The organism is Pseudomonas sp. fls2-241-R2A-110, assembly GCF_030209165.1.
Taxonomy (GTDB): Bacteria; Pseudomonadota; Gammaproteobacteria; order Pseudomonadales; family Pseudomonadaceae; genus Aquipseudomonas.
Genome location: NZ_JARVSN010000030.1, coordinates 84,131 through 106,867 on the forward strand (window position 1 = coordinate 84,131; position 22,737 = coordinate 106,867).

Genomic DNA, 22,737 nt, shown 5'->3' on the forward strand with positions numbered 1-22,737 from the left:
TACCCTTCGATGACGTCGCTTTATTGGCCCTACTGGCTGGCCCACTACTACAGTTTCCTGGAGTTCTCGACCATCGTGGTCGCGGTATTGATCCTGATCTCCGGGGTTGACGATCTGTTCATTGACCTGTGGTACTGGTCTCGCCGCCTGTTTCGCAAGTTCACCGTGGGCCGCAAGTACCGGCCGCTGACCGCCGAGCAACTGATGGCCAGGGACGAACAACCCCTGGCAATCATGGTCCCGGCGTGGCTGGAATACGACGTCATCGCGCCGATGATCGAGAACATGGTGTCGACCCTCGATTACCAGAACTATGTGGTCTTCGTCGGCACCTACATCAACGACCAGCGCACCATTGATGAAGTGGAGCGCATGCGTCGACGCTACAAGCAGTTGCATCGCGTGGAAGTCCCGCATGCCGGGCCGACCTGCAAGGCCGACTGCCTGAACTGGGTGATCCAGGCGATTTTCCTGCACGAGAAAACCCACGGCATGACCTTCGCCGGCGTCGTGTTGCACGACAGCGAAGACGTGCTGCACCCGATGGAATTGCGCCTGTTCAACTACTTGCTGCCGCGCAAGGACATGATTCAGTTGCCTGTGGTTTCGCTGGAGCGCAACTGGTACGAATGGGTGGCCGGCACCTACATGGACGAGTTCGCCGAATGGCACGGCAAGGACCTGGTGGTGCGTGAAAGCATGACCGACACGGTGCCGTCTGCCGGCGTCGGCACGTGCTTTTCACACCGTGCGTTGCGCGTGCTGGCCGGGGAAACCCAGAACCAGCCGTTCAACACCGACAGTCTCACCGAGGACTACGATGTCGGCGCACGCCTGGCCAAGGTCGGCATGAATGCGATCTTCGTGCGCTTCCCGGTCAAGTTTCGCGTGCTGCGCAAATCGTGGTTCCGCAAGCCGTACGAATCGACCCTTACAATGCCGTTGTGTGTGCGTGAATTCTTTCCCGACACCTTCCGCACCGCGTTCCGCCAGAAAGCTCGCTGGACCCTTGGCATCGGCCTGCAAGGCTGGGAGCAAATGGGCTGGAACGGCTCGCTGGCCAACCGTTATCTGCTGTTTCGTGACCGCAAAGGCGTGGTGACGGCGTTCGTCAGCATCATCGCTTATGTGATTCTGGTGCAGCTGCTGGCGTTGATCATCCTGCGTCACAGCGGTCTGTGGGACGTGAGTTTCCCGACCCCTTTCGAAACCAACGGCTTCATCAAATACCTGTTGCTGGCCAACGGTGCCGCATTGGCCTGGCGTATCGCCCACCGCTGCTACTTCACCACCGTGCTCTACGGCTGGCAGCATGGTTTGCTGTCCATCCCGCGCATGGTTGTCGGCAACTTCGTCAACTTCATGGCCGCCTCCCGGGCCTGGCGTATGTTCCTGGTCGGCAAGGTCATGAACCGCAAGCTGGTGTGGGACAAGACCATGCACGACTTCCCGTCCACCGACCTGGTCGCTGTCGCACCGCGCAAGCTGGGCAGCGTGTTGCTGTCCTGGCAGGCGATCAACGAAACCGACCTGCAAAGCGCCCTCACCGAACAGAAAACCCGGCATATGCCTTTGGGCCGTATTTTGCTCAGCAACGGCTGGCTGGATGACGAGACCCTGGCTGAAGCCATCGCTTTCCAGAACGACCTGCCGCGCGTGTTCGATCTGGCGAACAAGGCACAGGACGCCAACCAGACGCTCGACGATGAATTCGCCCTGCGCTGGCGTGTGGTGCCGCTTGGCCTGAACGCAGACGGCCTGGCGCAAATCGCCGTGGCCAGTCCGCTGCCGGCCGAAGGTCTGCAACAGATCAGCGATGAGCTGGGCAGTGAGCCGGTGCAACTGATCGCCCGGGAAAGTGAAATCGTTGCGCAATTGCGTCAACTGAATGTGCGCGACGGCCAGGCCGTACCGGATGCCCGTGCGCCGCTGTTGGGCGACCTGCTGATCGAGATGGGCCTGCTGGATCGCGAGGTGTTCGATCGCGCCATGTTGCAGTACCGCCCGCAACGTCACGGACGCATCGGCGACTATCTGGTCGACAGCGGCGTGCTGCCCCGCGAAATCATCGAAAAGGCCGTGGCACGTCAGCACAGCCACTACCCTGCGGAGCTTCCGGCATGAATCGCCCCTTGTTGACCCTCATGGCCACGGGGCTGAGCCTGATACCTGCGCTGGCCCTTGCCGAAAACCTGCCGCTGCCATTGACCGGCCCGGCCTATGTCACCGCCAACGAGGCCTACAGCGCCTACGAACGCAAAGACTACGACCAGGCCATCGCCAAGGCCCGCGAAGCACTGCGCCAGCGCGCCGACATCACTCGATTGAATACGCTGATTGCGCTGGCTCAACGCGACAAGGACCTGCGCGACCATCCCAAAAGCTACTCGCCGTCACGCCAGGCTCCGGGCTTCGGTGCCGCGGCCCAGGCCTTCAAGGCCTATGATCGAGATGACTTCGGCACGGCGGCTCTGGCGGCACGCAAAGCCATCGCGCAAGCACCCAAACGCATGGATTATCGACTGCTGTTGATCGAATCCCTGCAGCGCCAGCAACATCTGCAGGACGCCGATCAAGCCACCACCCAGGCCTTGGCCGTCTTCCCCAATGACGATACGTTGCTGATGCGTCGCGAAGCGATTCGTCGTCAACTTGCCGCACCGCTGGCGGTTGAAGGCTATCGCGCCCTGGAACAAGGCCAAGTACCGCTGGCCGTGGACCGGGCGCAAAAAGCCGTCGCCTGGGCGCCGGAAATCGGCGCCAACCAGCAACTGCTGATCAGTGCCCTGCTGGCTGCCAACGATTACCGGGGCGCCGAACAGGCCGCGTCCGGCGCCTTGGCCCAGGACGATGGGGAAATCGCTCCGTGGATTCTGCGCAGCTATGCCCTGGATCGTCAGGGCAAGACCCAGGCCGCTCAGGCGGACCTCAATCACGCCCTGGCCATCGAGGGCTTGCTGGAAACCGAAACCCGCGACATTCGTTTCTTCGCTGCCGACGCCGCACTGGCCCATGGCGAGCCTCAGCAAGCACTCGATCACTTGCAACCGCTGGCCGACGATGAAGGCGGCGAAGTGGCCCGTCGACGCACCGCCGCCCGTATGGCGTTGCGCCAAAAAAACAACGGTGCGAATGTCAGCGCGCGCTTCCCTGCCCCGGCCTTGAACTGTCAGGAAACGGCCTTCGGCCTGGTCTGCGATATCTGGCCGGGCAACCAGCGCGACGGCGGCACGGACATGGCGACCCAGGCTTACGCGGCCCTGGCCCGCAAAGACCCCGCGACGGCAGCGGCCCTGGCGAACCAGGCCATTGCCCGTGCGCCACAGAATCCGGCGTACCGCCGCTTGCTGGTCAGCGCCTTGAGTGACCAGAAACGTGTGCCCGAAGCCATCGCGGCGGCCAGCGAAGGTCTCAAGATCACCGGCGACGACGCGCGACTGCTGGCCCAACGCGGCCGTCTGCGTCAGCAAGCGGGTGACGATGCCGGGGCTCGCCAGGACTTCACTCAAGCCTTGGCACTGGGCAGCCTGCCCGCTTACGAAGAAGCCAGCCTGTATGCCGCCATCGGCCAGCGCCGAACCGCGCGCGAACGGCTGCAACAAGCGCGGGACACCGGTGAACTCGAATCGATGAGCGACCTGCAAATCGCTTACTTGTCGGTCCAGGCCGGCGACGATGACAGCGCCCATGAGTCGTTCCGCAAGGCCGACGCCCAGACCCGACTCACGCCGACAGCCACTCAGGATGCGGCCTACAACGCGATGCGGGTCAATCACGACGAACAAGCCGTCACCTACTTCAAGCGCGTCATCGATTCGACCAATGCCGGTGATCTGGACCTGACCCCACAGCAGCTGTTCGACACCCGTCGCGCGGTGGCCGATGTGTCGCGCACCTGGGGCTTGACCAACACCACCAGCTATCGCGGCAACAGCACCAGTAGCGGCCTGAGTTCTGCCCCGAGCGGTGGCAGTGGCAGTACCAGCAACGACAGCGTGCAAAACAGTACCGAACTGTCCTGGCGTCCTTTGGGCTACCGCAACGCACGTTTTGTCGAACTCTACGGTCGCGTCACCGACACGCTATGGAGCAAGAACAGCGATTCGGATACCGGCGTCGATGCGTTGCAAGGCGCCGTGGGCGTGCGGGTCAAACCGTTTACCTCACTGAACGTAATGGCCGCCGTCGAGCGCACCTTCCCCTTGGGATCGTCGAATGTCGACGGTGACTGGTTGCTGCGCCTGGGTTATGGCTCCAGCATCGGCACCGACCTGCGGGTCGATACTGACAGCTGGTGGACCTCGCAGCTCTACGCCGAAGGCGGTCATTACGTCAACGCCTCGCGCAACTACTTCAACAGCGAATGGCAGGTGGGTCGCAGCTACGCCATCGGCGGCGCGGGCTCGCGCTGGGTGACGTTCCCGCATGTGGTGGCCGCGTTCGACTACGACTCGAAGATGAACAGCGAGACCGGCGCCGACGGCAGCGACCACACATCGTCCGGCAAGGCCGGCGGCATTGGCGTGGGCAACAACGTGCGCTACTGGTTCCGCGAAGACGCGTACAACGCGCCCCGCTCCTACGTGGATTTCTCCCTGCAATACCGTGTGAAGGTGCTGGGTGAAGACAACGCTGAAGGCGTGTTCGCGCGCCTGACCTACTCCTATTGAGGACTTGCATGAACGTTCGAATGTGTTTGTGGCTGGGTCTTGGCCTGCTCCCGATGGGGGCGCACGCCGCCTCTGAAATCGCCCAGCTGTATGCGCCAAAACTGCCGGAGGGTTCGGCCTGGTTGCGCGTGGTCAATCCGTCCGACACGGCCCGGCAAGTGCGGGTGGACCAAGGCGCAAGCATCGCCCTTTCCGCGCAAACTACGGTGGCCAGCCCTTTTCAGGTGGTGGACTCGCGACAGCCGCTGCACGTGACCGTCAATGGTCAGGAGATCAAAGGCCTGAGCGCACCGAAAAGTGCGTGGGTCACGTTGATCCTCGACAGCGACCCGACACGGGCGCCGCGCCTGGTGATCGACCCGCCGTTGCGCGGCAAGGACCTGCGCGCCGAACTGAATGTCTACAACCTGGCCAACGGTTGCGACAAGGCCGAGGTCAAACTGGCCAATGGCGCCCCTGTCTTCAATCAGCTGCCGTTCAACGGCCAGGCCCAGCGCACGATTAACCCGGTGCAAGCGACACTGGTTGCCTCCTGCAATGAAACCGCGAGCCTGCCGTTGAAGCTCGCGCCCTTCAAGGCCGGTGACCGTTATAGCCTGTTCCTGGTCGGCTCCCGCCAGGCGCCACGCCTGATTGGCCTTGTCGACCAGAGCGCACCATGAACCTTCAATTGAAATCCGCTGGCCGCCCTCCTCGCCTGTCGATTCCCGGCATGATCGCCGGCCTGTTATTGAGCCTGTCCGGCGCCAGCGTTCAAGCGGCCTCAGCGGTGATCACTGGCGACGGAGGCTGGTTATTCCCGGCCTGGGAAAGCCTGAGCAAGGTCGACAACACCGGCATGGCCCGCAACATCGCGCTGGTCAAAACGCTCCAGCAGCAACTGCAACGCGAACACATCGGGCTGATCGTACTGGTCGTGCCCATGAAAGCGCCGTTCTATGCCCAACGCTTGCCCGCCGATCAGCCGCTGAGCTCAGCGGTGAAGCAGCGTTACGCCAATTTGCAGAGTGACCTCACTCGCGCCGGGCTGACCACACTGGACATCAAGCCGATCCTGCAACGCACCGAGGTTGGCCAGCAGACCGCGTTTTATCGTGCCGACTATCACTGGACGGCCTGGAGCGCGGAAAACACCGCCGATGCCACCGCACAACTGATCACTGAGCGTTACCGCCTGCAAGGTCAACCCGGGGGGGGTGCTGCATTGGGCCAGTGGTTCGAACGCCGCGCCTTCGGCGACCTGGCGAGTAACTTTCTGCCAGCGATCAAGCGCAAGGCCATTGGTCGCGACATCTACACCGTGCGCCATCAGGCTGAGAACGACTTGCTGATTGATGATGCTCCGGCGCCGGTTCAAGTCATCGGCAACAGCTTTGTCCAGCCTTACCTGGGCTTCACGCAAAAGCTTTCCAATGCCCTGGACCGTCCCGTTGCGCTGACCTGGAATCCCGGCGACGTCGGCCCGTGGGCTACGCTGCTGCAATACCTGGAGTCGGCGGATTTCGCCCAACACAAACCACAAGTGATCGTCTGGCAATTCAACGAGGGTCAGTTCCACCTCGGTCCGGATGCAGCCGCCAACTGGAACGCCAAAGGCGTCACCTCGCTGAGCCAATGGCATCAACGCATCGACAAGGCACTGCCGTGAAGATTCTTGGCTACACCGTCAGCCGGGCAACACTTGCCGGACTTTTGTTTGCCGCCACTCTCGGTGCAGGTACCAGCATGCTCTATGTGACCCACAACAAGACCCTGGAACCTGGGATTGTCGGCATCGTCTGGCAGCCGGACAACAAGACTGTCGGCATCAATGGCCACTGGGAAAAACTTGGCGCACGTGAGCTGCTGGTGCAATGGACGGTTGTCGACGACCAAGCCTTTGTGGCCGGCACCGGCCTGCCCAGCGTACCGGTTCTGCCCGACTGGGCGCGCATCGCCAAGGCGCCGTGGGCGCAGGATGTGATCGTCGGACTGGCCGGTTACTTCAGCGAAAACCGCTCCCGCGACAACATCGAGCAACTGGCCGCGACCTCGGAGCGCATCGCCAAGTTGCCGACGCCGCTGCACGTCACCGGCTGGTATTTCCCCGCCGAAGTCGACCCCAGCTGGACCCGCGCCAAAGAACTCCCCGCCCTGCTGGCCAAGCTGCCGCGCCCGTTATGGATCAGCGTGTACGACGGCGCCAACATCGGCCCCGCCGCCACCGCCGACTGGCTCAAGCAATGGCTGCCCAATGACATCGGCGTGTTCTTCCAGGACGGCGTCGGTGTCTACGCCCGCACCGCACCCGTAGCCAAAACCTACGCCGACGCCCTGAGCCAACGCCTGGGCAAAGACCGCGTGCGAATCATCGTCGAAGCCTTCCGCCCCCGCTTCGGTGGCGGATTTCGCTCCGCGACCGCCGCCGAACTCAAGCCGCAACTGGCGGCGTATAACGGTTATCCGCTCTACCTGTTCGACGGACCGCACTACGTGACGCCGGAGTTGGTCAATCAATTGGCGCAATAACGCAGCCCCTTCATCTACGCCGACTCAAATGGAACAGTGTCGGTGCAAAATTCTTGGGGTCTCGCTGACGAGTTCTTCCATCAACGCCTGCGCGCTGTCGTGACGAATCAGCGCGGCGGATTGTCCGGCCGACAGTGACACAAAACCATCGTGGCCTTGATTCAGTGCGGTTTTCCCCAATTGCCCCATGTACCAGGCCTGGACCGGATAAGGCGCGATAGTCGAATTCTCGCGACTCAGCTCACGAGTCATGACGTTTGGAAAACTCCTCGCCAGACGCCCCGTGAAGGCTTTCGTCAACGTCGTTGATTGCGTTTGGCCCATGGACAGGGCTTGGCGATGCGGCACACTGGCCGCTGACTCTTTGCAGGCCAGAAACGCAGTGCCGATCTGCACGCCGTGCGCGCCCAACGCGAGGGCTGCCGCCACACCGCGCGCGTCCGCCACGCCGCCTGCAGCGATAACCGGCACTCGAACGTGGTCCACGACTTGGGGAATCAAGGAAAACGTGCCGGTCAGCGACTCTTCGGCCGGTCGCAAGAACGACCCTTTGTGGCCACCAGCCTCAAACCCTGACGCCACAATGCAATCGACACCCGCCGCTTCCAGGACTTTCGCTTCCTGCACCGTGGTTGCCGTCCCCAGCGTCAAGATGCCCAATGACTTGCACGCCGCCATAATGGCGACCGGTGGAACGCCGAAAACGAAGCTGAAGACCGGTGGCTTGATCTCCAGCATGGCCTCTAACTGGTGACTCAGATCAGGAATGAACCGTTCTGGTCTGGCCGGAACGTCCTGACCCAGTTGCGCGTAATACGCACGCAAGAACTCACCGCTCAGATGCGCGTCTTTGGCGCTTGATTCCATCGCTTCGGCGTTGGACATCCACAGGTTGATGGCAAACGGTTTATTCGTGGCAAGACGAATCTGCCGGGCCGCTTCGATCATCTGTTCCGGTTCCAGCGACTGCATGCCAAAAGAGCCCAAACCGCCGGCATTGGATACGGTACTGACCAGCTCAACGGACGAAGGGCCGCCCCCAAAAGGACCTTGAATAATGGGAAACCTGATCCCCAGCAGTTTTGTTGCGGGCGTGTCGCACCACATCGGCATTCACTCCGGTTACCGACGTACACCGCCGGAAAAGTTATTGGGCCCGGACCGTTTCAAAAACATCGACCTGCCCGCAGAGCCTCTAGCCTAGGGGTAAACCGCGATGCATCGCCTGCTTTGCTGCTGCACTTTAGAGCCAATTCATAGCGATTTCCGGCCAGCGCCGAACGCACTTTAGAGACGCCAGTTAATCAACTGGCGGCGGTCGATAGCTTGTCTCTACAATCGCGGCGATGAAACGCAGTGCGCCTCCTGCGCGCAGATTGTGCGCGTTGAGAGCGCAAATGAAAGAGACAACACACGCTAACAGCGAGAGACTGTCGGGTACCCGCTGTGAAGCCGCCATGGATCCCGGAGCACACCGCTTTCACTCGCCCACGGAGGCCGAAAAGGAAGGTTCAGATGAGACTTGCACTGGTTGTTTTTGAGGGGGTCCAGGCGCTGGATGTTGCCGGCCCGCTCGATGTCTTTGCGGAAGCCAACTCGTTCCTGCCGGAAGGCCAGCGCTACGATGTCTCGATGGTTGGAGTGCAACCGGGAAATATACGCTGCTCAAACGGTATGGAGATTGTCGTTCCCTATCACTATCAAGATTATCCCGGCCATTGCGATCTGCTTCTGGTGGCAGGTGGTCCGAAAATGCCTGACGCACCGCCAGAGGAAGGTTTTCTGGATTGGCTGCGCTATCAGGCGGATGGTTCCCGGCGCTTTGGATCAGTGTGCAATGGCGCCTTCATGTTAGGCCACGCCGGCTTGCTGGATGGCCGCGAAGTGACTGCACACTGGAACCATGTGCAGCGCCTTGAAGATCAGTTTCCTCTGGCGCTGGTGCGCCCCGACAAAATCTTCGTGCGCGACTGCGACCTTTTTACCTGCGCCGGCGTATCGGCAGGCATTGATTTGTGCCTGTCGCTGATCGCTGAAGACTGGGGCAACGAACTGGCGGTCTCCGTGGCAAAACGCCTGATCGTGTACATCCACCGAGAGGGTGGGCAATCCCAGTCGAGTCCGTTCCTGGCCCTGCGCCCCGAAGAACATTCAATCGTCACCACCGTGATGCGCTACGTCACCGAGCACATCAGCGAAGCGATTTCCATGGACCAACTGGCGGACGCGGTCTCGGTGAGCCGTCGTACTTTCTCAAGGATTTTCTCCAAATACGCGGCGGTAACGCCTGCCGTTTTTGTTGAACAAGTGCGGGTCGACCATGCCCGCAAGATGCTTGAAGACACCGATGCCCCGCTGAAGACCATTGCATTCAATTGCGGCTTTCATAACTCGACGCATATGCGCATGATTTTTTCACGGCGCCTGAACACCACACCCAAAGAGTACCGAAGCCGCTATCGAAGCACCGAGCACCGTGCAGAAACAATAAACGTGAAGGCTTCGCCTGCGTTGAAACAGCCATTGAAAAAAATCAAGGCAGTCGCCACCGCAAACCAATGATCATCCAGTGCGCGGCGCTCTGCATCAAGGTTATCAAGCAGCGCTTTCAGGCCAGACTCGATCACTTTCCGGTCAAGTGCGAGCCACTTTCATTCGGGCGAACACTTGGCCAGGAATCGACTTTTATTGGCTGTAAACAGCAACACCTACCGCATGACCGACGTTCCTTTTTCGCTAGCATCGCTCTCACTAATCGAGGGTAGAAAAGCGAGGAATCAACGATGCAAAGCCAAAAAACTTCAGTCTTGTACGGTGGCAACGCCTCCTATGTTGAAGAACTGTATGAGTTGTTTCTCGCGGACTCCCTGGCCGTTTCAGAACAATGGCGCAGCTACTTTGAATCCCTTCGGCTGCCCCTCGAAGACGGCGAACTTCACATCGACGACATCGCGCACGCACCGATCGTCGAACAGTTTGTGCAACTCGCCCGCCGTACCGGACAACAGTCTCTGCCGGCCACGACTGCAGACCCGCAAGTCGCTCGCCGGCAGTTGGCGGCTCAATCATTGATCGCAGCGTTTCGCATGGTCGGCGCGCGGCGTGCCGACCTCGATCCGCTGCGATGGGCGCCCTCACCTCCCATGCCGCAACTGTCGCCGGTGTTCCACGGGCTGGAAAGTGGAGACCTGGCAAAAAAAATCGAACTGCCAGGCCAGCATTTCTGGAAAGGCGACGCCTCAGTCGCTGACCTGGTGTCGGCATTGGAGGCAACCTACTGTGGAACGCTGGGCACAGAGTTCATGTACCTGAGCGATGCATCGGAGCGCGATTGGTGGCAACAACGCCTTGAGTCGACGCGCGCAAAACCGACGCTCGACCCCGAGAAAAAACTGCGCATTCTTGAGCGTCTTTCGGCGGCGGAAGGTTTCGAGAAATACCTGCATATCCGCTACACCGGCCAAAAGCGCTTTTCGCTGGAAGGTGGCGAGTCGTTGATCGTGCTGCTGGACGAACTCATCAGCCATGGCGCGAAAAATGGCGTCCGTCATGTCGTCATGGGCATGGCTCACCGCGGCCGCTTGAATGTGCTGGTGAACACCGTTGGCAAGCCACCGGCGTATCTGTTCGACGAGTTCGAAAACAAGGCAGTGAATGTTCTGCCCGCCGGCGATGTGAAGTACCACAAAGGCTTCACTGGCAACATCGACACGCCAGATGGCGCGGTAAAAGTCGTGCTGGCCTTCAACCCTTCGCACCTGGAAATCGTCAACCCGGTGGTGCAAGGCATGGCCCGCGCTCAAAGCGAGCAGTACGAACTGTCCGAGCGTGGCGCGGTGCTGCCGGTAGAGATTCATGGCGACGCGGCCATTTCCGGCCAGGGCGTGGTCATGGAAACCTTGAGCCTGAGCTACACAAAGGGCTATGGCACCGGCGGCACCGTGCACATTGTGGTGAACAATCAGATTGGCTTTACCACCTCCGATCCGCAGGAAACCCGATCCTCGTTTTTCTGCACCGACATCGCCAAGATGATCGAGGCGCCTGTCCTACACGTGAACGGGGATGATCCGGAAGCCGTCGTGCATGCGGTACAGCTCGCACTCGACTATCGCAAAGCGTTTGGCAAAAGCGTGGTGATCGACCTGGTCTGTTTCCGGCGCCACGGCCATCAGGAACAAGACACGCCGAACATCACCCAACCGCTGATGTACCGATCGATCGGTGCTCACCCGGGCATCCGTCAACTCTATGCCAATAAACTGGTCGTTTCAGGACTGCTCACTGACGAGGACGTCTCGTCTGTCGCGCAGACTTACCGCGATCACCTGGAAAACGCGCAGTCTGATGCACTCGACGACAGCAGCGAAACCGGCTCCCTGGCCGTGGACACGGCTCACCCCCACAGCCAGGACACCGGCTTTTACTCGGCCCCTACACTGGAGCAGATCAAAGCGCTGGCGGCGCGCGTTTCGCAGCTTCCCGCCGACCTCAAACTGCACCCTCTTGTGGCCAAGGTCATCAAGGGCCGGCAGGAGATGGCAACCGCTGCAAAACCATTGGATTGGGGCATGGGTGAACACCTGGCCTTCGCTTCGGTGCTGGCGACAGGGGTTGATGTCCGACTCAGTGGCGAGGATAGCGAGCGAGGCACTTTCAGCCACCGGCACGCGGTGTTGAATCCACAGAATCGTGAAGTCCGTGGGCAGGGTAAATATCGCCCCCTGGACCACGTGGCCCCAGGGCAACAAGGTAAGTTTACGGTGATCAACTCGGTGCTGTCCGAAGCGGCGGTCCTGGCCTTCGAATACGGCTACACCATTGCTCGACCTGACGCCTTTGTGCTGTGGGAAGCGCAATTTGGCGACTTCGCCAACGGCGCGCAGGTCGTCACCGACCAGTTCATTGCGGCGGGTGCCGCCAAATGGGGTCAGCACAGCGCATTGACCCTGTTGTTGCCTCACGGGCAAGAAGGTACGGGGCCGGAACACGCCTCCGCCAGGCTTGAGCGCTACCTGCAATTGTGTGCCCAAGACAACATGCGGGTGTGTCAGCCGACCACGCCGGTACAGTTCTTCCATTTGCTGCGACGTCAGGCGTTGCACGCCGCACCGCGGCCATTGATTGTGATGACGCCCAAATCCTTGCTGCGCCATCCAGAGGCGGTGAACGAACTTGAAGAGTTCACCACGGGCTCTTTCCAGGAGGTCATGGGTGAGCGGTTTACCACGACCGAGCAGGATGAAAAGGTGACCCGTGTGATCGTCTGCTCGGGGAAAATCTACTATGAACTGCAGGCGCACCGTCGTGCCGTCAATGCAGAACATATTGCGTTGGTCCGTCTGGAACAGCTGTTTCCCTTCCCTTACGAGGCCGTGGCTGAAGAGTTCGCGCGTTACAAAAACCTGGAATCGGTGGTCTGGTGCCAGGAGGAAGCCCGAAATCAGGGGGCATGGAAATTCGTCGATGATTATCTGCGCGACATCACCCCCGAGGCGGTCTCGCTGCGTTACGCCGGCCCCCCACCCGGTGCGTCCACGGCGCCTGGCACTATGAGCATGCACGTTGAGCAGCAAAACCTGGTCCTGCAAAGCGCGTTTGCTTAAGAAGACACGGGCGCCCCCTCGTTCCCATCGTGGGTTCGTGAGGGCCTCGCCACACTTGTCGCCAGCAGCGTTGACCGCGTAACGTGCACAGGCTGCCCTTCACATCAGTCAGGAGTTGATCAATGCGCATCGCCTTGCTGTCCGACATCCACTTGTCTGTCAACGCAATCCCCTTTCCCGAAGTGGACGCCGACATTGTGGTGCTCGCCGGCGATATCTCCCGCCCGGCACGGGCCATTGAGTGGGCCAGATCCTGCCCTTTGCCGATCGTGTATGTGGCGGGCAACCACGAGTTTTATGGCAGTGATCTGGTCTCGACCTATGCGCATTTCAAAAGCTTGACCCAAGGCACGCAGATCCACGTGCTGGAACGCTCGCAGTACATCCACAAAGGCGTGCGATTTTTGGGTTGCACCTTGTGGTCCGACTATCGTCTTTTCGATGACCCGGAGGAGCGAGCCCACGGCATTGCTCTGGCGACGAATGTGATCCGGGATTTCACCCACATAAAAATCTCACCCGATTTCGACGATCCGTTCACCCCGGCAGTGTCCCAACTGCTGTTCTTGCAGACCGTCGCCTGGCTGGAAGAATGCTTCCGCCAGGACCGTACGATTCCCACCGTGGTGGTTTCGCATTTCGCGCCGACACGGTTGAGCATCAGCCCGCTTTTCCAGCGCTCTGCGATTAACGCGAGTTTCGTTTCAGACCTCGAGTCCCGCATCCAGGACTGGCAGCCGGCACTCTGGCTACACGGTCACACCCACGGGAGCTTTGACTATCGGATCGGCAATACCCGCGTCATGTGCAATGCCCGTGGCTATGCAAAAGATGGCATCAATGAAAACCCTCACTTTGATGACACCTGCGTGATTGACCTGGCTGTTTGAGACACGGTCCTCGCCATGCGGAGTCAGCCCTTAACAGCCGCTTCGATTGCCGCGACGTCGATTTTCCCCATCTGCATCATGGCGTTGAACGCACGTTTGGCCGCCGCTTGATCAGGATTGTTGATCGCATCCGTCAGGACGCGAGGCGTGATCTGCCACGAGATGCCCCATTTGTCCTGGCACCAGCCACAGACGTTTTCCGCGCCGCCGTTGCCGACGATTGCGTTCCACAAACGGTCGGTTTCGGCTTGGTCGTCGGTCGCCACCTGGAACGAAAAAGCCTCGTTGTGCTTGACCCCTGAACCGCCATTCAACCCAAGGCAAGGGATGCCCATCACTGTGAACTCGACCGTCAAGACATCGCCCTGCTTGCCCGCCGGGTAGTCGTCAGGCGCGCGAAGAATGGTGCCCACGGCGCTGTCGGGAAAGGTCTTGGCGTAGAACGTCGCAGCGTCCAGCGCAGTGCCGTCGTACCACAGGCAAATCGTGTTTTTGCTGACCATTTCGGATCTCCAGAATCGGGAGTGAATGATCATTCTAGTAGAGCCGCCAACCGAGCTACTTCGCCCGTCCGCAAAACTGACCAAACGCAGTTGCGTCCAGTTGCACGCACTTGTCCTATTCTGTATCCAGCCAACCACTCTGGACACCGACATGCCCGCCCCCGAATCCAACCTTCTGCAAAGCTGGCACCACAACGCCCAACCCTGGATCGAAGCCATCCGCGGCGGCACCATCGAAAGCCGCCTGCAGGTCACCGACCAGGCTATCTTGCTCGCGGTGCAGGGCCGTCAGCCCGCACGGGTGTTGGACCTGGGATGTGGCGAAGGCTGGCTGCTGCGTGCGTTGACTGAACGAGGCATCGAAGTGGTCGGTGTCGATGGCGATACAACGCTGGTCGAGGCAGCGCGAGTGGCGGGCTCTTCACCCGTGCATGTGGCAAGTTATGAGGCGTTGGTGGATTCGACGGTGGACATTGGTCGCGACTTCGACCTGATCTGCGCCAACTTCGCCCTCCTGCACCAGGACATCATTCCGCTGCTCGCCGCCATGAACGCGCTGCTCGCCCCTGGCGGCGCGCTGGTGATCCAGACGCTGCATCCGTGGACCGCCGCAGGAGATGACTATCAGGATGGCTGGCGCGAAGAGACTTTCGCCGGGTTCAAGGGCCAATGGAAACCGATGCCGTGGTATTTCCGCACCCTGTCCAGTTGGCTCAATGCCCTGGACATGGCGGGATTTCAGTTGACTGCCTTGCAGGAGCCGCAACACCCGCAAAGTCCTGTGCCGCAGTCGTTGTTGATGGTGGCTGAGCCTCGGGGTTGAGGCCTTTACGGTGTTTAGTAGCCAACCCCTCGTACGCCACCCGAAGCCCGAATGGATTCGCCAGTTATCCAATGCGAGTCTTCGCATGCCAGGAACACGGCCAACGGTGCAATGTCTTGCGGCTCGCCGAAACGACCCAGAGGTGTACCGGCAATCAGCTTTTCGCCAAATTCACCGGCGAAATTGCCGTCAGTTGCCGGCGTGTTGGTGTGGCCCGGCAAGATTGAATTGACCCTGATACCCCGTGGTCCGAGCTCCCGGGCCAAGGCGAAGGTCAACGTATCGACCGCGCCCTTGGTGGCCGAATAAACGCTGGAAGCCAGGTACGGATCCGTGCTGAGGATCGAGCTGATGTTGATGATGCTGCCCGATGGACCAAACAATTTGACGGCTTCTCGAACCGCTAAAAGGTACCCGAGCACATTGAGGTTGAATTGCTGGTGGAACGCTTCCTCGGTGAGGTCTTCGATCATTTGAAACACCGCGACGCCGGCATTGTTCACGAGAATATCGAGCGTCCCGAATTCAGCCTTGACGGTATCGAACAAGCGAACCACATCGGCGGCCTTGCTCATGTCCGCCTGAATGCTGACGGCGTTGCCGCCCTGGCGCTGAATCTGTGCAACCACCGCGTCGGCTTCAGGCTGGCTCGACGCATAATTCACGACGACTGTAGCGCCCACGGCACCGAGTGCTTTGGCGATACCGGCACCGATACCTTTTGATGCGCCGGTGACAATCGCTATTTTTCCTTCGAGTTTCATGCAATGACCTTCTTCAATTGAGTGAGGGTTCGCCAGCGCAAGCAGCCAGGTCTGAAGGCCTGGGCGCAACGTGCCGCCTACCCACAGTATTCGGGCATGCGAAGGTGATGCGGTTGCCGGTTTCTCTTCGATGCTTGCCTATTCTTCTCACATCGCTTGCGTTGCCTTTGGCGCGGCCTCATGTTCAAGCGCATGAACACTGCAATCGATGAACTGCGCCGTCTCGTGATGCGCGCCGACAACAAATGGACGGACACCGGGCTGCCGCGCGTAGCGATGGTCCAGGCCGAGGCGTGTGCGAGCCAGGTTTATCAACCGATGCTGCACCTGGTGCTTCAGGGCGCCAAGACGCTGTCCATCGGGGATCAGGTTTTGCAGTACGGGCCGATCACCTATTTCCTGGTGCCCGTGGATGTGCCCGCCACCGGCGAGATCCACCCGAGCGGGCCGGGCTTGCCATACCTTGCGATCAGCCTGACCCTGGATCCCGCCGTGATTGCCACGTTGCTGGTGGGCGAATGTCCGCCGAGGGAACGGCGAAACCCGAGTCGTTTTTGTGCCGTGACGGCGCCTGCCGAGATGATCGATGCATGGCTGCGCATGCTGCGGCTCATTGACCGTCCAAACGAAGCGGCGGTGTTGGCGCCCATGATCGAGAGAGAAATCCTGTTCAGGGTTTTGCAAGGACCGCTGGGGGGAATGCTACGAGAAATGGCGCGCCCGGACGGCCATCTGGCACAGATCCGTCGCGCCACCCAATGGATCGGCGAGCATTACACCGAACCCTTTCGGGTCGAGCCGCTCGCCGCGTTGGCCGGAATGAGCGTCGCGGCGTTCTACCGTCATTTCAAGTCCATCACAGGCCTGACGCCGATCCAGTATCAGAAGCATCTGCGCCTGCTCAGGGCTCGATGGTTGCTGCTGTTCGACCCTCGTGATGCCGCGTCGATCGCCTTCACCGTCGGCTATGAAAGTGCCTCGCAGTTCAGCCGCGAATACTCCCGCCTGTTCGGCTTGCCACCGGCCCGTGATGCGGCCAGGTTCAAATCGCCGACGGCGCCGGGCCGAGGGTAGCCTGCTGGCATTTCAAACACCGTAAAGGACGCCTGGATCGCCGGTACGCCAGACATTGTCGACCGAGACCTCAGCCGGACTCACCCGCTCAGCCAGCGCTACAAATCGATGATCGTCGTCCCGGCAATCGTCTTGGCGAAGTCGACGCCAAACAGCCGCGCAGGGGTCTCAAAACCCGGATTTCTTTCACCGCCCAGCACCCGCCGCGCCGCCTCCACAGCCGCCAAAGGTGTGTAGGTGTAACCGTTGACAGTCTCGATCACTGACCGCGCCACGCTGCCGTCGGCCCCTGTGACTTCTGCCACGGCACGGGCGCGGTGGGCCTCTCGTTGCTGAGCGTTTGGGCCGTCGGGGAGCAGTGACAGATCGCCTTCGGGGAAGGCATCGCCGGTGATGTGCACGAACATCGCAATATTGGGGATGTCGGTGGAATGCCAGGCGGTCACCAAATCACCGAAGGACAGCGGCGCGCACAGTGCCGGACCCTCGCCAAAATCGAAGTACTGCGCCTGGGCATCCGGCGTTGCTACGAGCTGCCCATCGACCCGTGCCAGAAGGCCGGCACCGATAATCTCGCCGACACTCAGGGCCGATCCCCGGGACATGGAACCCGCAACTTGAAGCGCCACCCGTAATGACTGCGGATCCTGCACTCGGCGAGCGACATGCATCGCCAGGCAATCGGTCGGCACCACGTCCCAGCCAACCCCGGGCAGCAACATGACACCCGCCTCGGCAGCCTGAGTGCCAAGCCGTTCCGCCAGCCGATAGACGTTGATCTCAGCCGTAATGTCCAGATAGTCGACCCCGGCCTTGATACAGGCCTGCATCAAGGGGGCTGCCGTCTGGGCAAAAGGCCCGGCGAAGTTCAGCAGCACGCCGATGCCGTCCAGGGCGTCAGCCGCCTGGTCATCGGGTGAGAACACGCGATAGGGCACGTCCAGTCGCGCAGCCAGCGACGCCAGTTTTTCGCCATTGCGCCCGGCGATCACAACGTCCAGCCCCAGCGCCGTGGCATGCTCGGCCGCCATGCGACCGGTGTAGCCCGTCGCCCCGTAGATCATTAGTGTTTTCATTGGGCGTGCTGCCAGTTCTTGTAGACGAATTCGAGGCTGTAACCGTCCGGGTCAAGGACATTGGCGGCGTAATAGTCGGGATCGTAATGTAGGCGTGCGCCGGGGGCTCCATTGTCCACCGCGCCATTTTCCATGGCGGCGGTGTAGGCGGCGTTGACCTCGGCCTGACTGTTCGCCACGAAGCCGACATGCACTGCCCGTCCCTCGACCACACCCTCGCGCAACCAGAAAAACACCCGCCCATTGGCACCGAACCCCTTCAGGTCCGGATGGCCCGGCGGACCGTTCTTGCCGTCGTAGTCGAGTCGCGCGGTAATGCCAAGCGGTGTCAGTGCAGCGGTGTAGAAATGGATGGAGCGCTCAATGTCGCTTACCGAAATAAAAACATGATCAAGCATGGTGGTTGCCTCGCTGTTGAGATGCTGATTCAGATGCAATAACCGCCCGCGACTTCAATCGTCTGAGCGTTGATCCAGCGCCCTTCCTCGGACAGCAACATGGCGATGACATCCGCGACATCCTGGGGCTCGCCGACCCGGCCAAGGGCGGTTTGCGAGGCCAGCATCGCTTCGAATTCGTCATTCAAACCGCCACCTAGATCGGTGCGAATCGCCCCTGGTGAGACGGCATTGGCACGGATGCGCCGAGGGCCAAATTCTTTGGCCATGTAACGGGTCAACACGTCGAGTCCGCCCTTGAAAGCGGCATACGGCGCGACGCCTGCGGTGGCAACGCGGGTCGTGGCGCTGGTCAGGTTGACGATGCTCGCGCCCTCGCCCATCAACGGCAGCAACGCTTGTGTCAGGAAAAACGGGCCCTTGAGATGAACATTAAGCAGGCCGTCAAATTGCGCCTCGGTGACCGACTCCAGGGGATTGAATACGCCGTGACCGGCGTTGTTCACAAGACCGTCGAGCGTTTCCACCCCCCAGGTGTCCTGCAAGGTCAGTTGCACCGTGTCTCGAAAACGCTCGAAGCGACTCACGTCGCCAACCTCCAGCTCAAGCGCTACGGCCTTGCCGCCTGCTGCCTGGATACGTTGGACTACAGAGGCTGCAGCATCAGCGTTGCTCTTGTAGGTCAGGATGACGCCCATGCCGCGTCGGGCGCAGAGTTCGGCCGTGCTGGCGCCGATGCCCCGGCTGCCGCCGGTAATGACGATAACGCTCATGTGCTGCTCCAATGTCACTGAATTGAGTCACCACAGTAACCATCGCCTTCGCAACGCACGCAGCCATTCCTGCCCAAATCCTGCCTGTTTCTGCTTTTCGCTTGCCTGGGCATACACGCCTGAGGTCAGATGTTCGCCATGACAAACCCATTGAATGAACTTCGCGCACTGGCAAGCCGGGCCGAAAACCGCCGCACGGAAACGGGCATCCCGAGAGTCGCCATGGTCCAGGGCAAAATCCCTGAGCACATGCTCGCCGCCGTTTACGACCCGATGATCAACCTGATCCTGCAAGGCAGTAAATCCATGACCATCGGCGACCGTACGCTGCGCTATGACCCGGCGACGTACTTCGTCATGTCCATCGAATTGCCTGCGGTCGGTCAAGTACACCCCAGCGCTCGCGGTGAACCGTACCTGGCCGTCAGCCTGACGCTCGACCCGATCGTTCTGGCAACGCTACTGGCCGATCTTCCCAAACCCATCGGGCATCACAACCAGGACCCTGGCTTTTCGGTAGCCGCCGTCACCCTCGACCTGATGGATGCCTGGGTGCGCATGCTGCGATTGATGGACCGCCCCGACGACATTGCGGCCCTGGCGCCAGTCTACGAACGAGAGATTCTGTACCGTGTCCTGCAAGGCCCTAACGGCTGGATGCTGCGTGATATCGCGGCCCCCGACAGCGCCATGGCCCGGGTCAGCCAGGCGATTCAGCACATCCGTCGCGACTTCGCCGAAACCATTCGGGTGGAGGCCCTGGCACAACGTGCGGCGATGAGCGTGTCAGCCTTTCACCGGCACTTCAAAGCCGTCACCGCGCTGAGCCCATTGCAGTATCAGAAAAGGGTGCGCTTGCTCCAGGCCCGGATGCTGTTAGTGGCCAACGCCAGCAGTGTCACCGGCGCGGCATTCGAGGTGGGTTATGAAAGCGCCACGCAATTCAGCCGCGATTACGCGCGGGTATTCGGCTTGCCGCCCGCTCGAGATGCCGCCAGGATTCTTGGCGAAACCCGAAGCCAGCCGCGTTAGAGCAGCATCCATTAAACAGCGCTTCAGCTGACTTCTTCTTCCCTGACACCGACCAAGGTATTGAACGCCTCAACATCCAGCGGCCTGCTCAGGAAGTAGCCTTGACCTTCATCGCATGACACCGCCTTGAGCAACTTCAGTTGTTCAGCGGTTTCGATGCCCTCCGCCGTCACGGTGAGTGCCAGCGCACGCCCCAGGCCGACGATGGCCTGGATAATCGCCTTGTCATCCTCGCTTTCATCGAGCCGGTTCAAAAAGCTGCGGTCTATCTTCAGGCCATCGAAAGGAAACGCGCGCAGATAGCTCAGCGAAGAATACCCGGTGCCGAAATCGTCCATCGCTATGCGCACGCCAAGGCGTTTCAGTGTGCGCATGATCTCCAGCGCGCCTGAAGCATCTTCGAGCATGACGCTTTCAGTAATTTCCAGTTCTACGCGGGCGGGGTCGATGCCAGAATCGTCGAGCGATTGCTGAATGCGCTCAATCAAATTGCCCTGTTTGAACTCGGTCGGTGACAGGTTGACGGAGACGAACAGACTGTCCGGCCATTGTGCGGCGCTGGTGCAGGCGGTATTGAGCACCCAGTTGCTCAAGGCAAGTATCAGCCCTGATTCTTCGGCAATGGGGATGAATGTGTCGGGGGAGATCAAGCCGTGCTGGGGATGTTTCCAGCGTACCAAGGCTTCGGCGCCGACCATCTTTCCGTCGGCGATTCGATAGCGGGGCTGGAAATGCAGGCGCAGTTCGCCGTGCTTGATCGCGAAACGCAGATCGTTTTCCAGGCGACGACGCTCAATGATCTTGGCATTCATATCACCAGCGTAAAAACGCCAGGTGTTACGACCCGCGGCCTTGGCCTCGTACAAGGCAATGTCCGCATAACGCAGCAGCTCAGCCGCTTTGCTCGCGTCGTTTGGCGCCATGGCGATGCCAATGCTGGCGCTGACAAACACCTCTTGCTCATCGATCGCGACCGGCCGCTCGATGGATTCGATCAGGCGATGACAGAGTGCCTCGACTTCGTCCTGGGAACTGACGTCGGTGAGGATCAACACAAACTCATCCCCGCCGACCCGGGCGACAAGGTCGCCGTGGCGTACGCAATCCGCCAGGCGGCTCGACACTTCATTCAGAACAAGATCGCCTGCCGCGTGCCCAAGCAAGTCGTTGACCGGTTTGAACCGATCCAGGTCCAGGCTGAGCATGACCAGCGGTGAATCTTCGCTTGGCATTGCCTTGAGCTTACCGTCAAGAAACTCCTGCAGACGTGTCCTGTTGGGTAGCCCGGTCAGGGAATCATGCTGTGACAGAAACTCGATGCGTCGGCGGGCTTCGACTTCTTCCGTCACATCAGTGGCTGTACCCCGGAACCCTTTACAGGGCATGTCTCGGGCCGAGAGACGAGTGATTCGCTCCCGTCCCTGGGGATCCACGTAGCGACACTGGATAGTGATATCGGGACGCCGGTTCGGGAGGCTCAGCCACTGAGATAATCGGCCTGATTCAGTACCCAGCAGATCATCCATTGGCGCACCAATCCAGGCATTCTTAGAAAGTCCGGTGACGGCCTCAAATCGCTCCGACAGATAAGTGAAACGCCAGTTCGCATCGATTTCCCAGACCCAGTCCGAGCTGGCTTCGACCACGTCGCGAAAACGCGCTTCGCTGGTGGCAAGGGCCTCCTGACTGTTACGCAGCGATGCGTAGCTGGCGTCCAATGTGAGCGCAGCGACAGTCGCGCGCCGCAATATCACCCAGGTCATCAGGCACACCAATAACGCGGCGATGCCAATCAGTGGCAACCCTATTCCCAACAAGCGCAGACCCGGCCTGGACGAAACCCAACGCAGATTGCCGACGGTGCCGTCATCGCCCAAGGCAAAGAGCGACTTTGGATCAACGTCATCGGCGGTGGCGACACGCAAGCCATTTACCCCGAAATCGTTGCCTATCGCCTGGAGTTTGGCGTCTTCCAGCATGTCCACGAAAATCAGCACCGACGGCAGTCGGTCATCTGCCGTCACGGTCGGATCCGTCCCCGGTGTAATCGCGGCGGCCGCGACAAGGGCCGGTACGCCGCCAATATTGATGAAGGCGGTGGTCGGCGTTTCCGATTCCGCGCCTGCACGAGCCTTGTCGAGAATCGAGTCAACGGAACGCCCAAGCCACTGGGCGAGATCGACGGATTTCAACTCCCCGTTGACGACCGAGTAGACAGCGCGGTTGACGTCATTGACGACAAACAGGCCCTGGATGCCAAAATCCGCGTAAAGCGTGGAGCCAACGTTTTGTCGCACGAAGGCCCAATTGGGGTCCACTTGGGTGTGCAGGTGCTTGTATGCATCACCCCAAAATGCGTAATCCTTGACGGTCAGGCGCAGGGATTTTTCCAGCGATTGCACCGCTTTCTGCGTGTAGAAAGCACTTTCGGCCTCCTCCGTACGGTCTAAATCCCGGGCAAGAAAAACCAGTGAAACGCTGGCCAGCAAAAACACACCGGCCAGTAACCCCACAAACTTGAAAAGAGAGGCCCGAGCCAACGATACGCTCGTACGGTTGGAGAGGGAGGAAACGATAGAAGCGAGATTGTTCGGCATGATTTACCGCAGGTCGTTGGTGC

At 60.4% G+C, this 22,737-nt stretch carries 19 protein-coding genes; 12 read left to right on the top strand and 7 right to left on the bottom strand.

Annotated features, from left to right (window positions below):
• The first annotated feature begins 9 nt into the window (after positions 1-9).
• The 5 genes from QRN31_RS24770 to QRN31_RS24790 all read left to right on the top strand — a co-directional run bounded on the left by QRN31_RS24770 (position 10) and on the right by QRN31_RS24790 (position 7,178).
• A complete protein-coding gene (locus tag QRN31_RS24770) occupies positions 10-2,124 on the top strand; it encodes a glycosyl transferase family protein (protein ID WP_285435129.1) in 2,115 nt (704 codons plus the stop codon).
• On the top strand, positions 2,121-4,670 hold the full coding sequence (locus tag QRN31_RS24775) for a bacteriophage N4 adsorption protein A (RefSeq protein WP_285435130.1): 2,550 nt from the start codon (positions 2,121-2,123) through the stop codon (positions 4,668-4,670). The genes QRN31_RS24770 and QRN31_RS24775 overlap by 4 nt, the downstream gene beginning before the upstream one ends.
• An 8-nt stretch (positions 4,671-4,678) precedes the next feature.
• Complete coding sequence (locus QRN31_RS24780; protein WP_285435131.1) at positions 4,679-5,332, top strand: alginate O-acetyltransferase AlgF; 654 nt, start codon at positions 4,679-4,681, stop codon at positions 5,330-5,332.
• Positions 5,329-6,318: an alginate O-acetyltransferase AlgX-related protein gene (locus QRN31_RS24785; RefSeq protein WP_285435132.1), complete on the top strand. Its 990-nt coding sequence runs from the start codon at positions 5,329-5,331 to the stop codon at positions 6,316-6,318. The genes QRN31_RS24780 and QRN31_RS24785 overlap by 4 nt, the downstream gene beginning before the upstream one ends.
• 77 nt (positions 6,319-6,395) lie before the next feature.
• Complete coding sequence (locus QRN31_RS24790; RefSeq protein WP_502942522.1) at positions 6,396-7,178, top strand: alpha-amylase family protein; 783 nt, start codon at positions 6,396-6,398, stop codon at positions 7,176-7,178.
• A gap of 24 nt (positions 7,179-7,202) precedes the next feature.
• On the opposite strand, the gene QRN31_RS24795 is transcribed toward QRN31_RS24790, so the two are convergent.
• A complete protein-coding gene (locus QRN31_RS24795; protein ID WP_350310393.1) occupies positions 7,203-8,291 on the bottom strand; it encodes an NAD(P)H-dependent flavin oxidoreductase in 1,089 nt (362 codons plus the stop codon).
• Here QRN31_RS24795 and QRN31_RS24800 point away from each other — a divergent pair.
• The 4 genes from QRN31_RS24800 to QRN31_RS24815 all read left to right on the top strand — a co-directional run bounded on the left by QRN31_RS24800 (position 8,236) and on the right by QRN31_RS24815 (position 13,674).
• Complete coding sequence (locus QRN31_RS24800; RefSeq protein WP_285435170.1) at positions 8,236-8,382, top strand: hypothetical protein; 147 nt, start codon at positions 8,236-8,238, stop codon at positions 8,380-8,382. The two genes, QRN31_RS24795 and QRN31_RS24800, sit on opposite strands and share 56 nt — an antisense overlap.
• Before the next feature lie 311 nt (positions 8,383-8,693).
• Entirely contained in the window at positions 8,694-9,740 is a 1,047-nt protein-coding gene (locus QRN31_RS24805; RefSeq protein WP_285435135.1) for a GlxA family transcriptional regulator, read from the top strand.
• A 221-nt stretch (positions 9,741-9,961) separates the two neighbouring features.
• Entirely contained in the window at positions 9,962-12,784 is a 2,823-nt protein-coding gene (locus QRN31_RS24810) for a 2-oxoglutarate dehydrogenase E1 component (protein WP_285435137.1), read from the top strand.
• A gap of 122 nt (positions 12,785-12,906) precedes the next feature.
• Positions 12,907-13,674, top strand: a complete 768-nt coding sequence (locus QRN31_RS24815; protein ID WP_285435138.1) for a metallophosphoesterase — start codon at positions 12,907-12,909, stop codon at positions 13,672-13,674.
• A gap of 23 nt (positions 13,675-13,697) precedes the next feature.
• Here the strand turns inward: QRN31_RS24815 and QRN31_RS24820 are convergent, their stop codons facing one another.
• Positions 13,698-14,177 (bottom strand): VOC family protein, encoded by a 480-nt coding sequence (locus QRN31_RS24820; RefSeq protein ID WP_285435139.1) that lies wholly within the window; start codon positions 14,175-14,177, stop codon positions 13,698-13,700.
• Positions 14,178-14,328: 151 nt separating this feature from the next.
• Here QRN31_RS24820 and QRN31_RS24825 point away from each other — a divergent pair, with 151 nt between their 5' ends.
• The gene (locus tag QRN31_RS24825) at positions 14,329-15,000 is read left to right on the top strand and encodes a class I SAM-dependent methyltransferase (protein WP_285435141.1); all 672 of its coding nucleotides are present in this window, start codon (positions 14,329-14,331) and stop codon (positions 14,998-15,000) included.
• Positions 15,001-15,014: 14 nt separating this feature from the next.
• Here the strand turns inward: QRN31_RS24825 and QRN31_RS24830 are convergent, their stop codons facing one another.
• A complete protein-coding gene (locus QRN31_RS24830; protein WP_285435143.1) occupies positions 15,015-15,764 on the bottom strand; it encodes a glucose 1-dehydrogenase in 750 nt (249 codons plus the stop codon).
• A gap of 192 nt (positions 15,765-15,956) precedes the next feature.
• On the opposite strand from QRN31_RS24830, the gene QRN31_RS24835 reads away from it, so the two are divergent.
• Entirely contained in the window at positions 15,957-16,838 is an 882-nt protein-coding gene (locus QRN31_RS24835) for an AraC family transcriptional regulator (protein WP_285435145.1), read from the top strand.
• A 98-nt stretch (positions 16,839-16,936) separates the two neighbouring features.
• Here the strand turns inward: QRN31_RS24835 and QRN31_RS24840 are convergent, their stop codons facing one another.
• Genes QRN31_RS24840 through QRN31_RS24850 form a run of 3 tightly spaced genes read right to left on the bottom strand, consistent with a single transcriptional unit; the run spans position 16,937 to position 19,085 of the window.
• Complete coding sequence (locus QRN31_RS24840; RefSeq protein WP_285435146.1) at positions 16,937-17,914, bottom strand: saccharopine dehydrogenase family protein; 978 nt, start codon at positions 17,912-17,914, stop codon at positions 16,937-16,939.
• Positions 17,911-18,312: a VOC family protein gene (locus tag QRN31_RS24845; RefSeq protein ID WP_285435147.1), complete on the bottom strand. Its 402-nt coding sequence runs from the start codon at positions 18,310-18,312 to the stop codon at positions 17,911-17,913. Before QRN31_RS24845 ends, QRN31_RS24840 begins: the two co-directional genes overlap by 4 nt.
• Positions 18,313-18,341: 29 nt before the next feature.
• Positions 18,342-19,085, bottom strand: coding sequence for an SDR family NAD(P)-dependent oxidoreductase (locus QRN31_RS24850; protein ID WP_285435148.1), 744 nt, complete (start codon positions 19,083-19,085; stop codon positions 18,342-18,344).
• 138 nt (positions 19,086-19,223) lie between these two features.
• On the opposite strand from QRN31_RS24850, the gene QRN31_RS24855 reads away from it, so the two are divergent.
• Positions 19,224-20,117 carry an AraC family transcriptional regulator gene (locus QRN31_RS24855; protein WP_285435149.1) on the top strand — a complete coding sequence of 298 codons (894 nt, stop codon included), beginning with the start codon at positions 19,224-19,226 and terminating at the stop codon, positions 20,115-20,117.
• 23 nt (positions 20,118-20,140) lie between these two features.
• Here the strand turns inward: QRN31_RS24855 and QRN31_RS24860 are convergent, their stop codons facing one another.
• A complete protein-coding gene (locus QRN31_RS24860; protein ID WP_285435150.1) occupies positions 20,141-22,714 on the bottom strand; it encodes a bifunctional diguanylate cyclase/phosphodiesterase in 2,574 nt (857 codons plus the stop codon).
• Positions 22,715-22,737: the final 23 nt, after the last annotated feature.